Here is a 13,526-nt window from a genome sequence, read left to right as displayed (position 1 = left end):
ACTATACTCCAATGTTTTATTGTACACAAAAGCACTGGCATTAATATTAAACCATAATTCCTTTTCCATCTCTTCATCAGGAACAAATTCAACCTTATCAGTTAAAATAAAAGTTTTATCGCACATATTCAACATCTTTTTTTTCACATTTTATTAAAATATAAAATCCTAAAACATCATCACTTAATGACTAAAAAAATAATCACTAAAAGGATTGTTTTTTTTAGAATATATTATTATGAAACCGTGTTTTAAAAAAGAAAGGAAAAAAATTAACTTATTGAAGTTTTTCCCTATCTTTCTATATTACATATTATAAACCTACATATTATATGAAAACTAATCTCACCACCCCATCCACATAAAAAAAATATAGACACTAACCACTAAAATGTGCAATTCATCCCCCGGCTTAAAGAAGCCGGAGAATTCTTACACAATAAAGTTAAAAATTATAATTAGCAAAAAAAACATTATGGAAACAAACAAGCATGGAAAAATCCGAAAAGAAAAAAATAAATTATACAAGACTATTGGATTTTTTTAACAGTAGCCTTGTCTTTTCTGCCCCCAAACTGTTGGAAAGTAACTTAAACTTATATTATTGAATTTTTACTGATTAGCTGATTAAATCCAATCTCAACACATGGCAGAAATTTCTTAATCGATATAATCAAATCTGGATTCCAAAACAATTATTATTGCAAAGGCAATTATAGCAACAATAACACAAGGCAACAATCCGGATATATTGATGCTGACTGAATTCATGATTTGCGCTGCAGGAACCTTCAGTGATCCAAGCATTACACCAATTAGAAATGCCATTGTAATTTCTTCATAGTTTTTAATCAGAAAATTAAGTATTTTTGAAAATCCAAGTATTCCTATTAATGCACCTACCACGAAAACGATTATATCTGTGAAATTTAGCTGGTGAAGTGCATCCAGCATGTATGAGTACTGTCCCAACAATAAAAGTAAAAATGAACCTGAAATACCAGGCAATATCATTGCACAGATTGCTATCATTCCTGAAATGAATATGACAATCAATGAGTGGTTTGCAGCTATAGGATTCAAGCTTACAAAGATATAAGTTAAAACAATTCCCAAAATAGTGAATAATAAGTTTTTTAGAGTAACTTTATTGAGTTTCTTAAATAATACGACTGCTGAAGCTATGATCAGTCCTAAGAAAAATGAATATGTCAAGGCAGTGTAATTATCCATGCAAAATGTAACCACTTTAGCTAATGTCAAAAATGCCACTCCAATACCCAAAACCAATGGGATGAAGAATTTGAAATCTATTTCCTCAAGCATCTGATTCCAGAATCCTCTGAAATCAGCCTTAAATAATGGTTTTATGAAAGCGAACTTGATTTTACTAATTGCTTCAACCAAATGAGCATAAATTCCGGTTATCAATGCTATTGTTCCGCCTGAAACTCCAGGAACAATATCTGCTGAGCCCATAAGGACTCCACGAATAAATATGAAAAAAGCTTCCTTAATATCAAAACTCAAATTATCACCTTATAGTAATTAATTAGTTAAACATGTATTAAATAAGTTTTTGAAAAAAAGAAGGATGGTTCACAAGTAAGGTTAATCTTTTACTTGTGACAAATTTGAACCATCATAATTATTCATCGTTGAATGGCTGTGGAAGTTCACAGACTCCACTGTCCTTTGCAAGGTATGCATAAGCGAATGCTGCACAGATTGCACCTAAAATAGGTCCGACAAGATATATTGGGAAGAATCCCCAGAGGTTTTGTCCTCCTAAAATCATGTCCATCAAATATGGTCCGAATGTACGTGCAGGGTTGATTGAAGCACCGGTGAATGCGCCTAAAACCACGATTACTGCAGCTACTGTCATACCGATTGATATTCCGGCAAAACCAGGTTCTGCTTTTTTGTCAACTGCAACACCCATTACAACCATCATGAGGAAGAATGTTCCTAAAAATTCTGCAAACATTGCCTGCATATAGCTTACGCCAAGTCCTGGAGCTGTTGCACCCAGTCCTCCGATTGTAACTGCAGGAGCACCAAGGCATAAGAATAGACATAAGCTTCCTAAACATGCACCGATGACCTGTGCAACAATATAATATATGCTGTCAACCAAAGCGATGTTCTTGGTTACCAAAAGACCAATGGTTACCGCAGGATTCAGGTGTGCACCGGATATCTTTCCGAACACATAGATACATATCATTACAGTCAGACCGAATGCCAAAGCAATTGCAATCCAGTCACCAAGTCCTCCCAAAGGTCCGATTCCTGTGGCGCCTGCAGCATTTGTAATCAAAAGTGTCACAACTGCTGAGCCTGTACCGAAAAAGACCAGGAAGAATGTTCCAAGTAGTTCTGCAAAGAATTTTTTTCTAATATTGCAAGTCATTTTTATCGCCTATACAGCTTCTCTCCATTGACAGTATTCGTGTTTGTTGTCCACAAGTGAAGCGGCAGCACAGTTTTTACATCCTCTTACAGGGGATCCTGGTGCTTCCTTGTTAAGTGCAATTATGTTTGTCATCATGGTTGCTGTAATTGGTTCTGAAGTTAAAAGACATGGGTAGTCTGCTAATCTCATTAGAGATGAGAATCTTACTGTAATAGCACATGCAGGGTAAGTGTACCTTTGTGGATTCATTACGGTTTCACTAGCTAAAATAGGACTTAAGTCAACGTCAAATCCATTGATTTTAGGAATTAACTCTCCGCCAGTGCCTGCTCTGAATTTTCTGGCACCGCTGATTGCATTGAATCCTCTGTAAATCATGTCCATGAAGTCACAGTTGTGCAATTCTGCAGCTGCTCCCCTTGTTGGATATTGCTGTACGAAGTTGTGGAACCTTTTGGAGAATAAGTCCACTACCATAGGTGCATTGAATCCGTCTAATTCCAAGATGAACTCTGTTGCACATGCAGATGAACCGGTGGATAACTTAAGCACGTCAAATGCTGATTTGTAGTTGTCTAAGTTATTTCTCAATGTTGCATCAATAACTTCAGCTGTTGCCTGAACGATTGCCAAGGTCATGTCGTCTTTGCACATGTTGTAAGTGGATTGACCAATATGGTGTCCTATATCTCCGACACAGTATGCAGGAACGGTTACAATGTTACCGTAGTGCACTCCGTCATCCATTGCAGCTTTAACGACTGGTGTCATTGCCTTTTTATATTTGTTCATGTAGTCCCTTACATCAAATGAAGAGTGGTCTGCATCATCCATCAATTGACCTTGTCCTTCAATAGGTGTTTTGTAAATCATTTGCAATGCTGCAATTTCCTTTTCAGTTGCTTCAGCTGCTGTTGCACCTGCTTCAATGGCATTGGCAAAGGCGTCACCCACACCATATGAGGTGTTCATACCCCATGATTTTGCTGAAAGGATTGCCTGTTTGTGAGCTACAGGGATGTCTGTTTTTTGCAATATTTGGTTTACCACATTACTGGTACTTCCAGGCATCAATGCAAAGTCAACTACGCATGTAGGTCCATAAAATCCACCATATCTTCTGATTGATTCTTTGGAGATTAGAGCTTCACTATCTGCAATCGCTTGGATGAACTTATCTAAGCTGTCTGCAAATTCACCGTCTTCCTCACATAAGATTTCCAGAACAGGAGGAGTTTGGAAATGTTCAATGAAAGGATCATCTTCACATTTCAATGTGTCTGTAATGGAAGATAGAATTTCATAGTGGTTTTTTACAGATTCCTTATGCAAGTTAATTACAGATTCTGCCTGGTTGTCCAATGCTTTCATGCCAGATACCGCATCAGCATATGGTTTTGCATCAGTTATTTTAAAGTCATTGTACCTATTTTCTGATATAACGGCAACATCTGCCTTTTGGGCAGCCATTGACTCGTTAATCATCTTTTCATATAACTCTCTCATTATTATCACCTGAATAATAACTGTACTACTAATAGGCTTTAAACAACTATTTAAAGTTAACTATTATTAGTTGATAAAAGGTTTATTCAGTAAAATATATAAATTTAATGAAAATTTTCTAAAAAAATGAGTTTTTATAATGTAATTTTTTTAAAAGATAGATTTTTAACTAAATATGACCATAAAAAATAAAACAAAAAGATGGAATGATTGATAGAATTATTAAGAAAAATTGTTAAAAATAATAAAAATAGAAGATAATTATTTTCCAATATCTTCTACTAATTCTTTTGCATATGGAGTTATGTTTTCATTAAGCATACGTTCAAGGAACTCTCCGGTATAGGTTCCGGCTTCGGCCACCTCTTCAGGTGTTCCGGTAGCTATAACTTCCCCACCGCCGTCTCCGCCTTCAGGACCTAAGTCAATAATGTGGTCAGCAGTCTTGATGACATCCAGGTTATGCTCAATGACGACTACAGAATTGCCTGCATCGGTCAGTCTTGCCAGAACTTCTAGCAATCTTTTGATGTCTGCAAAGTGAAGACCTGTAGTCGGTTCGTCAAGAATATACAATGTTTTGCCTGTGCTTGTTCTTGATAGCTCTTTTGCAAGCTTTATTCTTTGAGCTTCCCCACCAGACAATGTTGTTGCAGGCTGGCCTATTTTCATATAGCCCAAACCGACATCATATAATGTCTGAAGCTTTTTGGTGATTTTTGGAATGTTTTCAAAGAATTCCAAAGCTTCCTCAACAGTCATTTCAAGGACTTCATAGATATTTTTACCCTTGTATCTTATATCCAAAGTCTCTTCGTTGTATCTTTTACCTCCGCAGACTTCACATGGAACATAAACGTCTGCCAAAAAGTGCATTTCAATCTGTACAATACCATCACCTGTACAAGCCTCACATCTTCCGCCCTTAACATTGAATGAGAATCTTCCAGGCTTGTAACCTCTTGCCTTTGATTCAGGAGTGTTTGCAAACAGGTCACGGATATCAGTGAACACTCCAGTATATGTCGCAGGGTTTGACCTTGGAGTTCTTCCTATCGGCTTTTGGTCAATGGCAATGACCTTGTCAATGTTTTCGAGACCTTCAATTTCCTCGTATTTGCCTGCAAACATGAACTTCTTGGACAATTTGCCCTGTGCTCCTTTGTAAAGAATTTCATTGATTAGGCTACTTTTACCTGAACCGCTTACACCGGTTACGCAGGTGAACAAGCCCAGTGGGATTTCAACATCGATTTCCTTCAGGTTGTTCTGAGCGGCACCGATGATTTTAATGAATTTGCCGTTTCCTTCACGCCTCTCCTTAGGAACATCAATCTTTTTGGTCCTTGAGATGTATTGGCCAGTAATTGAATCGGGATTGTTCATGATGTCAAGAGGAGTTCCCTGAGCTACGACTTTACCTCCATGTTCACCGGCTCCAGGACCTATGTCAACAACATGGTCTGCTGATAAGATGGTTTCTTCATCGTGCTCAACGACCACAAGAGTGTTTCCCAAGTCCTTAAGCCTTTTAAGTGCCTCTATTAACTTAATGTTATCCCTCTGGTGAAGTCCTATACTTGGCTCATCCAAAATGTAAAGGACACCAACCAGACCTGAACCGATTTGAGTGGCTAAACGAATCCTTTGAGCTTCACCGCCTGAAAGTGTTCCTGAAGACCTTGACATTGACAGATAGTCGAGACCCACTTCAACCAAAAAGCTTAAACGCTCCTTAATCTCTTTTAAAACCTCTTTTGCGATGAACATTTCCCTTTCTGTCAGCTCCAAATCCTGGAAGAACTGATATGAATCCTTAATAGCCAAGTCACAAACATCAATGATTGACTTTCCTCCGACAGTGACCGCCAATATTTCCGGCCTTAATCTTTTGCCGTCACAGACATGACATTTCCTGTCGCTCATGAATTTGGAAATGTATTTTCTTGAATAGTTGGATTTGGTTTCAAAGTACAATCTCTCCATCCTTGGAATTACACCTTCAAACTTACGGTTTACCATGTAGGACTTGTTTCTTCTTTTAAATGTAAACGGAATCTTATCTTTGCATCCGTAAAGAATGGTATTTTGATATTCACTGTCCAGTTCATTGAATGGAATGTCCATGCTGAAGTTGAAGTGATTTGAAACAGCTTCAAGCATCTGATAATAGTAATTTTCCCTTTTGGCTGATTTTGACCAAGGCGCAATTGCTCCCTCGTTTAATGTTAATGTCTTGTCTGGAACAATCAAGTCAGGATCGATTTCCATTTTTGAACCGATACCGTTACATTCAGGACAAGCCCCCTGAGGGGCATTGAATGAAAACATCCTTGGAGTCAGCTCTTCAAAGTTTATTCCACAGTCAACGCAGGCAAAATGCTCTGAGTATTTTTTCTCATATTGCTCTTCGCCATTGTCAAACAAAACAGTTATCAAACCGTCTGTGAATTCCGCTGCAGTTTCCAATGAGTCGACGAGCCTTCTTTTAAAGTCAACATCCTTTCTGATTTTCAGTCTATCAACTACAACATCAATATTGTGCCTGTATGTCTTTGCAAGTTCAATGTCCTCATCCAAATCCCTGACTTCACCATCGACACGAACCCTTACAAATCCCTTGTTTCTCAAATCGTCCAGGACATCCTTGAACTGGCCTTTCTTATCACGAACAACAGGAGACAATATATGAATCTTGACACCTTCGCCCTCTTCAATGACCGAATCACCAATCTGGCCGATAGTCTGCTGAGAGATTTCCTTTCCACAATTTGGACAATGCGGAATTCCTATTCTTGCAAACAATAATCTTAAATAATCATAGATTTCAGTGATTGTACCTACAGTTGACCTTGGATTTTCCCTTGTTGTTTTCTGGTCAATTGAAATCGCAGGGGACAATCCCTCAATGGATTCCATTTCAGGCTTTTTCATCTGACCTAAAAATTGTCTTGCATAAGCGGATAATGATTCAACATACCTACGCTGTCCTTCAGCGTAAATTGTATCAAAAGCTAGTGAAGACTTTCCAGACCCACTGAGACCTGTAATTACAATAAACTCATCACGGGGAACACTGACATCAATATCCTGCAGATTGTGCTCACGTGCACCCTTGATGACAATCATTTTTTTATCTTCATTAGTCATAATTAAACTCCTTAATAATATTAGATACTCCAATATATAAAATACTTTAGAGAGCATTTGAAAAGTAATTTCTTAGATAGTTTAATTATTAATTTTTAAAATTAATAAACATTGCTATATGAGCCTGAAACAATAGTATAATGACCCAATAATCTTATAAAGCAAAATCAATATTTAAAAAAATAAAAAAAAGAATTAATAGAAAGGATCTTGAATTTGAGGGATCCTTTCATTAACATTTTGACGAGACCATTTAGTACCCATATTTGAGTAGAAGTAATTCATAGAAGTTTTCTTTGACTTACTTAATTTGTATTTGAGTTTAACAATCAGACCTGAAGTGTCATAATTGTTAAAGCGCTTTTTCATTTTCTTGACGGTCAGCCAGTTGGTTGGAATGCTATGGCTTCCATAGTCATAATCCCCTGAAGGGTTGCCCACCAGCACTTTCTTGCCGTCTTTGCTTATGTCCAAAATGCAGACATAATGGTTCCATGTATGGAATACTAAAGCAGCGCCTCCTTTCTTAAGCTGTTTTAAAGCCTTGTTGAATGAACTCTTATAGTAAAAAGAACATTTGAAATGGCATTTCTCTAAAGCCTTTTTAAGACCACTGGTACTTGAACCTGAATATGCATTGGAACCTGCCTTTTTAGCCAGGTATTTTTCGCAGTAGTAGTTTCTCAACGCCTGGCTGCACATACTGGCAGAAGTCGGTCCGCAAGTGTATCCGGTATTCTGCACATCCCTTACCTCAGGATAGGTATAGGATTTTCCCTTAAGGGAAGCGGTGATTTGTTTTGGCCAATAGTTATGCTTATTCTTCTTAACGATTTTTGTGTTAAGCGCCCTTTCAATTACATTCCACTTTTCCCTTTTGATAATATGATTGAGTTTTGGCTCGGATTTTGACTTGAAGAAAGTGTATTTGCTTAATTTCTTTTTCAAATATAGACAGTAGCTGTCCCTTTTAATGACTTCCCTATACTGGGATTTTAAAAGGGTGTATGTCATATCCGGATCGGCCATAACATAATTTCCAGTCATATAATCCACGTCAGGAATACCATTTCTCAAAGGAATTTTGGATTTAAAAGGATTTTTCGGATCCCCTTTAATGCCTGTAACCTGTTTTGTAGCCTCGGATGGCGCAACAGTAGAAGTTCCTCCAAATTCCACTTTGAGTGTGAGTGTGCCTGTGCCCAGCATAGGCTTGAAAATGACTATCCCTTCGGAATTGGTTCTTTGGGTGTAAACCTTGCCATTGATAGTGATTTTTATAAGCTGATTAGCCAATACTGATTGAGTATCGCTTCTTAGATATACCCTTAAAAAACCATTGGTCAAAAGGATGGAATTGCCGATAACGATTGAAGTAGGTATGAGAACCATTACATTAATTGTTTGGCTAACAGCATTATAATAGTCATTTCCATCAAAGCTAACGGTTATGCCGTGTGATCCTACAGACAAGCTGATTTTTAGGCCTGCACAACCATTTGAATCAGTGTCATAGGTATACAGATTATTATTCACATTAAATGTTAGGGGAAGACCCTGAATAGGGGTTCCATTAATGTATTTCAGGTAAGCATAAAGATACTCGCCGTTTTTTAAACTGGTCGGGCCAAAAGCAAGTGTTGCATTGATTTTTGAAACTGTTATATCAAAGGTTTTATTGACAGAAGCATAGGTGCCGTCACCTATGAAATTAACTTGCAAAACATAACTTTTAGCAGGCAAATTAAGCTTTAAATTTGCAGTACCATTTTCATTCGTAAAAAGCGGGTGTTGTTCATTGTTTATTATTGCTGTTAAATTCTTATTAACCAATGACACATTATTTGAATCTTTAAGAGAAATTTCAATCTCTTCACCCGTAGTGACCTCAGACGTGTTAATCTGGATTGAAGGAGCCTGATTTTCGGATAGTACATCTCCTGGACCCAGTTCATCCGAATCATCACTTAATTCAATATGTTCACTGGTATCATCAGCAGTCAGCACATCTGTTGAATTAATGTCATTTGCACTAACGATAGAAACCGATAATACAGCGAAAATCATTAAAATTAATGCGAATTTAACATGTTTTTTTGAAAATAACATCACATATACTTTTGTTCAAAAGGAATATAAATAGCTAATGATATTTGTTTAACCTAAAAAAAAGAAAAAATAATAGGAAGGCTATTTTTCAAAGCCTTTTAATGCATACAGTTTATTTCTCAAATCAGCTGCCCTTTCAAAGTCAAGCCTTGCTGCCGCATCCTTCATGTCTTTTTCCAAATCACGAATCAACAAGTTAAGCTCATCTTTTGGTATTTTACTGACATCACGACCAATTCCCTTGTATTTTTCATCCTCTTCAGCGAGTTTTTCCTTGAGGGTCCTTTGGGTGGATTTAGGAGTAATTCCGTGAACCTCATTATATTTCATTTGCAGCTTGCGCCTTTTGAGTGTGGTGTCGTATGCCTTTTGGACCGAATCGGTCATTTCATCCACATACATTATTACACGGCCGTTGACGTTTCTTGCGGCACGCCCGATGGTCTGTATCAGAGATGTTTCGTTTCTTAAAAATCCTTCCTTATCTGCATCCAAAATAGCTACCAGAGACACTTCAGGCAAGTCCAGACCTTCCCTTAGAAGGTTTACACCAACAAGCACATCGAATTTGCCTCTCCTCAAATCATCCACAATGTCAATCCTCTCAAGAGTATCGATTTCGGAGTGCATATACCTTACTTTAACGCCGATTCTTGCATAATAATCAGTCAAATCCTCTGCCATCCTTTTTGTCAATGTAGTTACAAGTACCCTTTCATCCTTTTCTGCAGTGAGTCTGACTTCCTTAAGCAAATCTTCAACCTGTCCTGTTACCGGACGAATCAGCACTTCAGGATCCACAAGACCTGTCGGCCTGATAATCTGCTCAACCACATTTCTAGATTTTGCAAGCTCATATGGTCCCGGTGTTGCTGAAACGTAGATTACCTGATTTACTGATGATTCGAACTCATCAAATCTCAATGGCCTGTTCTCCTTGGCTGACGGCAATCTGAAACCATGCTCGACCAGGGTTTCCTTACGTGCACGGTCACCGTTATACATTCCTCTAATCTGAGGGACAGTAACGTGAGATTCATCAATTATTGTTAAAAAGTCATCGGGGAAGTACTTTAAAAGAGAATACGGCTTTTCTCCCCATTCCCTTCCTGACAAATGCATGGAATAATTCTCTACTCCAGGACAGTATCCCATTTCCTGAAGCATTTCTATATCAAAACGAGTTCTCTGTTCGAGCCTTTGAGCCTCAAGCATTTTTCCCATTGAATTTAACTCTGACAACCTTTCATCCAATTCGTTTCTAATCTTTGAAAGTGCAATGTCCATCTTGTCCTGGCCGACAACGAAGTGTTTTGCAGGGAAAATCATATATCTTTGAAGGGATTCCTGCTTTTTGCCTGTGACCTTGTCAATTATGCTGATAGCATCTATCTCATCACCGAAGAGTTCTATCCTTATCGGAGGTGTTCCGTGAACCGGATTGATTTCAATGACATCTCCCCTAACCCTGAACTGACCACGGTCAAATTCTATGTCGTTCCTCTCATACTGCATGAAGACCAATCGTGAAAGGATTTCTGATCTCTCATAAATGTCTCCAACAGCAATTCCAAAGGCAAATTCGCCATAGTCCTCAGGAGAACCTATACCGTAAATACAGCTTACGCTGCTTACAACAATAACATCATCCCTTGACAGGAGAGATTGGGTTGCTGAGTGCCTCATTATATCGATATCGTCATTTATTGATGCTTCCTTATCGATGAATGTGTCTGTTCTTGGCACATATGCCTCAGGCTGATAGTAATCATAATAGCTGACAAAATATTCAACGGCATTGTCCGGGAAAAATTCCTTGAACTCCTCATACAGTTGGGCGGCTAGGGTCTTGTTGTGTGAAATGACCAGGGTTGGCTTCTGAACCTTTTCAATGACATTGGCCATTGTGAAAGTCTTTCCTGAACCTGTTACCCCTAAAAGAGTCTGTTCTCGAACCCCATTGTTAATACCTTCAGCTAAAGAGTTAATGGCTTTTGGTTGATCGCCCAATGGTTTATAGGGCGATTTTAATTTGAATTCTTTCATGATATCTAGTTTTTAATTGTGATATTGAAACTGATGTGGATATAGCTTGGAGCGCAGCATGGAGCGACTCTCTGGTCCCTTACAATCAACTCCCCATATCCTTTCAATTGCTTATTTAAGTCTTTTATGACATTAGGAACAATTTCAGTATTATAAACCTTAAGGGAACCCAGGAACACTGTCTTTGCAGACATGTTCATGACTGAAATGTCCTCAACAACATCAGGTTCGGAATATTTTGTCAAAATATCGTTGGATTTATCGATGAGTTCCTTTTTAATAGCTTCCTTATCCATTTCATTCCCTCAAAGCATCAGCAATGGATTTTGCAAGTGATACGCGTGAAGTGTCTGAAGACAAACTGTTTGTTCCAATGATCTTATTGGCGCCTGCAGCGTAGATTCTTACAGCACCGTTATTGGTTAAAATAGGGTGTACGCAACATACGTCAACAGATGATGCACCGTATTGCTTCAAGATGTTGATTGCATTGACGATAGTTCCTCCGGTTGCAATGATATCATCGATGATGATTGCATGCATGCCTTTTACAGAATCAACATTTACAGTGTTTTCGCTTTCACTGTCGCATCTGACATCAACAATTTTGGTTTCCACTTTATCCGGACCCAATCTGACTTTTGTCAAATATGTGCAGTCACATCCTATGATTTCGGATATTTCCTGTGCAAATCCATATGCCCCCTTGTCAGGAGCGATTATTAATGGCTTTTCATCAGTCTTTTTGAAGAATTTCTTGTCCAGGTATTCGGCAATGGCAGGCATTGCTGAGATGTTTCTTGCAGGAATGTCAAAGAAGTTTAAAACACATTCCTCGTGAATGTTGAAAGTGATGAATTCGTCGGCGCCGGCTGCCTGAATCAATTCGCAAATGATTTTAGCGGAAATTGTCTCTCCAGGATTGAAACGTTTTTCCTGTCTTGCATAACCCATGTATGGAACTACAGCTTTTACCTTTTTAACTCCCAAATCTTTTAGATTGGCAATTATGAACAGCAATTCCATTAGATTTTCATCCTGAGGATATCCTGTTGACTGGATAACGGTCACTTCGTCTTCAAGTTCGCCGTTGATTCTTAAATATCTTTCACCATCTGGAAACTTACGAGTTTCAACATAACATAATTCTTCATCGAGTTCGCGTGCAACATGAGCTGCTAAATCTTGAGAAGCTGAACCACCTATAATCACAATATCACCAAAAAATTCTATTTGAAATTATATATGTTTTTGATAATTAAAAAGGTTAAGTATTAATATCATAAACGATTATAAAAGTTTAATATGAAAAAATTAAATTTAATTATCCTAGCAGTTGTAGCCGTAATAGTAATATTTATGGCATCTACACTTGTTAGCCCAATTTTAATAGTCTGTGAGGACATGGGCGAAGATGGAAGTATTGATATGGCCGCAACATTTTCAATGTTCGGATTTGATTGGATTTACCCTGGAAGTTCATTTAATTCACAAGGACAGACCCTTCATAATGTCCATATTGACAATCCCCAAGATCCGTACGGGGCTGCCCGAGACATAATGAGCTATACATATCATTTTACACCCCATCTAATCGTTAGTTTAAGCAGCGAAGGGGCTGAAGCCATATTTGGTGACACCATTGTGGATGACATCCGTGCAAATGACGGATACTTCGGTTATGCAGGAAACGATAATGTTCAAGGAAGCATGTCAAGAGGCGATGCAATAGACACTGCAATGAGTCAACACATTCCTAACCTGCTCCAAATTCCGGTTCAGATATTACTTGGAAAAATCACATTCCATTTTGTCTAGTGAAACATGACATAGAATGAAAGTGATACGCCAACCAATGAAATCATCATCATTATCAAACCATGCTTTCTTAAGGTGGGGTGTTTTGCCTGCACCAGGTAGAAAGGCATGAAAAAACCAAAAAAAGTGAAAACTGCGAAATGAGTATGCTTTGAAATCAAACCAACAACAAAACCGCTCCATGATAAAAATATGGTTATTATATAGGCTACTGCAAGTGCCTTTTTATTCACCTGAAGCTGATTCGCCCTATAAACATAAACATTTTTAGGCTGCAATCCTTCAACCAGCGGTGTGCCGCATTTTGCACAAAAATCATAATCATCCTGATTAACAAATCCGCAATTTTTACATGTTCTTGTCATTAGTTAAAATTAATCTCTTTTAATATAAATTATTTTTCCAACTTCATGGCCACTTCCCGGAAAAATTCCCCCAAATAATTTTCATTTACCAATTCCGAATAATATTTGAATCC

General features: G+C 37.9%; 10 protein-coding genes. 1 reads left to right on the top strand and 9 read right to left on the bottom strand.

The annotated features are described in order from the left end of the window. Positions 1 to 660: 660 nt before the first annotated feature. From QZN27_RS06040 to QZN27_RS06005, 8 genes are all read right to left on the bottom strand, one after another. Positions 661 to 1,479 (bottom strand): DUF368 domain-containing protein, encoded by an 819-nt coding sequence (locus QZN27_RS06040; protein WP_296785015.1) that lies wholly within the window; start codon positions 1,477 to 1,479, stop codon positions 661 to 663. Between the two features lie 169 nt (positions 1,480 to 1,648). After that, positions 1,649 to 2,416 carry an MIP/aquaporin family protein gene (locus tag QZN27_RS06035; protein ID WP_296785013.1) on the bottom strand — a complete coding sequence of 256 codons (768 nt, stop codon included), beginning with the start codon at positions 2,414 to 2,416 and terminating at the stop codon, positions 1,649 to 1,651. 9 nt (positions 2,417 to 2,425) lie between these two features. After that, entirely contained in the window at positions 2,426 to 3,925 is a 1,500-nt protein-coding gene (locus QZN27_RS06030; RefSeq protein WP_296785009.1) for a DUF2193 domain-containing protein, read from the bottom strand. A 261-nt stretch (positions 3,926 to 4,186) separates the two neighbouring features. Next, a complete protein-coding gene (gene uvrA, locus QZN27_RS06025) occupies positions 4,187 to 7,075 on the bottom strand; it encodes an excinuclease ABC subunit UvrA (RefSeq protein WP_296785006.1) in 2,889 nt (962 codons plus the stop codon). Positions 7,076 to 7,270: 195 nt separating this feature from the next. After that, on the bottom strand, positions 7,271 to 9,184 hold the full coding sequence (locus tag QZN27_RS06020) for a cysteine peptidase family C39 domain-containing protein (RefSeq protein ID WP_296785004.1): 1,914 nt from the start codon (positions 9,182 to 9,184) through the stop codon (positions 7,271 to 7,273). Positions 9,185 to 9,265: 81 nt separating this feature from the next. Continuing rightward, positions 9,266 to 11,230: an excinuclease ABC subunit UvrB gene (gene uvrB / locus QZN27_RS06015; RefSeq protein ID WP_296785000.1), complete on the bottom strand. Its 1,965-nt coding sequence runs from the start codon at positions 11,228 to 11,230 to the stop codon at positions 9,266 to 9,268. Between the two features lie 5 nt (positions 11,231 to 11,235). After that, positions 11,236 to 11,526 (bottom strand): hypothetical protein, encoded by a 291-nt coding sequence (locus QZN27_RS06010; protein WP_296784992.1) that lies wholly within the window; start codon positions 11,524 to 11,526, stop codon positions 11,236 to 11,238. A 1-nt stretch (position 11,527) separates the two neighbouring features. Further along, on the bottom strand, positions 11,528 to 12,442 hold the full coding sequence (locus QZN27_RS06005; protein ID WP_296784988.1) for a ribose-phosphate diphosphokinase: 915 nt from the start codon (positions 12,440 to 12,442) through the stop codon (positions 11,528 to 11,530). 93 nt (positions 12,443 to 12,535) lie between these two features. On the opposite strand from QZN27_RS06005, the gene QZN27_RS06000 reads away from it, so the two are divergent. Then, entirely contained in the window at positions 12,536 to 13,048 is a 513-nt protein-coding gene (locus QZN27_RS06000) for a hypothetical protein (protein WP_296784985.1), read from the top strand. Here the strand turns inward: QZN27_RS06000 and QZN27_RS05995 are convergent. Then, entirely contained in the window at positions 13,045 to 13,413 is a 369-nt protein-coding gene (locus QZN27_RS05995; protein ID WP_296784980.1) for a zinc ribbon domain-containing protein, read from the bottom strand. The two genes, QZN27_RS06000 and QZN27_RS05995, sit on opposite strands and share 4 nt — an antisense overlap. Positions 13,414 to 13,526 lie beyond the last annotated feature (113 nt).

The sequence above is a fragment of the uncultured Methanobrevibacter sp. genome, assembly GCF_900316895.1.
Taxonomy (GTDB): Archaea; Methanobacteriota; Methanobacteria; order Methanobacteriales; family Methanobacteriaceae; genus Methanocatella.
This window is presented reverse-complemented; position numbering and strand designations above follow the sequence as displayed.

What these genes read in the sequence shown, in the direction of transcription:
- QZN27_RS06035 (WP_296785013.1), bottom strand. Translation starts at nt 2,416, where the DNA reads ATGACTTGCAATATTAGAAAAAAATTCTTTGCAGAACTACTTGGAACA.
- QZN27_RS06030 (WP_296785009.1), bottom strand. Translation starts at nt 3,925, where the DNA reads ATGAGAGAGTTATATGAAAAGATGATTAACGAGTCAATGGCTGCCCAA.
- uvrA (WP_296785006.1), bottom strand. Translation starts at nt 7,075, where the DNA reads ATGACTAATGAAGATAAAAAAATGATTGTCATCAAGGGTGCACGTGAG.
- QZN27_RS06040 (WP_296785015.1), bottom strand. Translation starts at nt 1,479, where the DNA reads ATGGGCTCAGCAGATATTGTTCCTGGAGTTTCAGGCGGAACAATAGCA.
- QZN27_RS06010 (WP_296784992.1), bottom strand. Translation starts at nt 11,526, where the DNA reads ATGGATAAGGAAGCTATTAAAAAGGAACTCATCGATAAATCCAACGAT.
- QZN27_RS06000 (WP_296784985.1), top strand. Translation starts at nt 12,536, where the DNA reads ATGAAAAAATTAAATTTAATTATCCTAGCAGTTGTAGCCGTAATAGTA.
- QZN27_RS05995 (WP_296784980.1), bottom strand. Translation starts at nt 13,413, where the DNA reads ATGACAAGAACATGTAAAAATTGCGGATTTGTTAATCAGGATGATTAT.
- QZN27_RS06020 (WP_296785004.1), bottom strand. Translation starts at nt 9,184, where the DNA reads ATGTTATTTTCAAAAAAACATGTTAAATTCGCATTAATTTTAATGATT.
- uvrB (WP_296785000.1), bottom strand. Translation starts at nt 11,230, where the DNA reads ATGAAAGAATTCAAATTAAAATCGCCCTATAAACCATTGGGCGATCAA.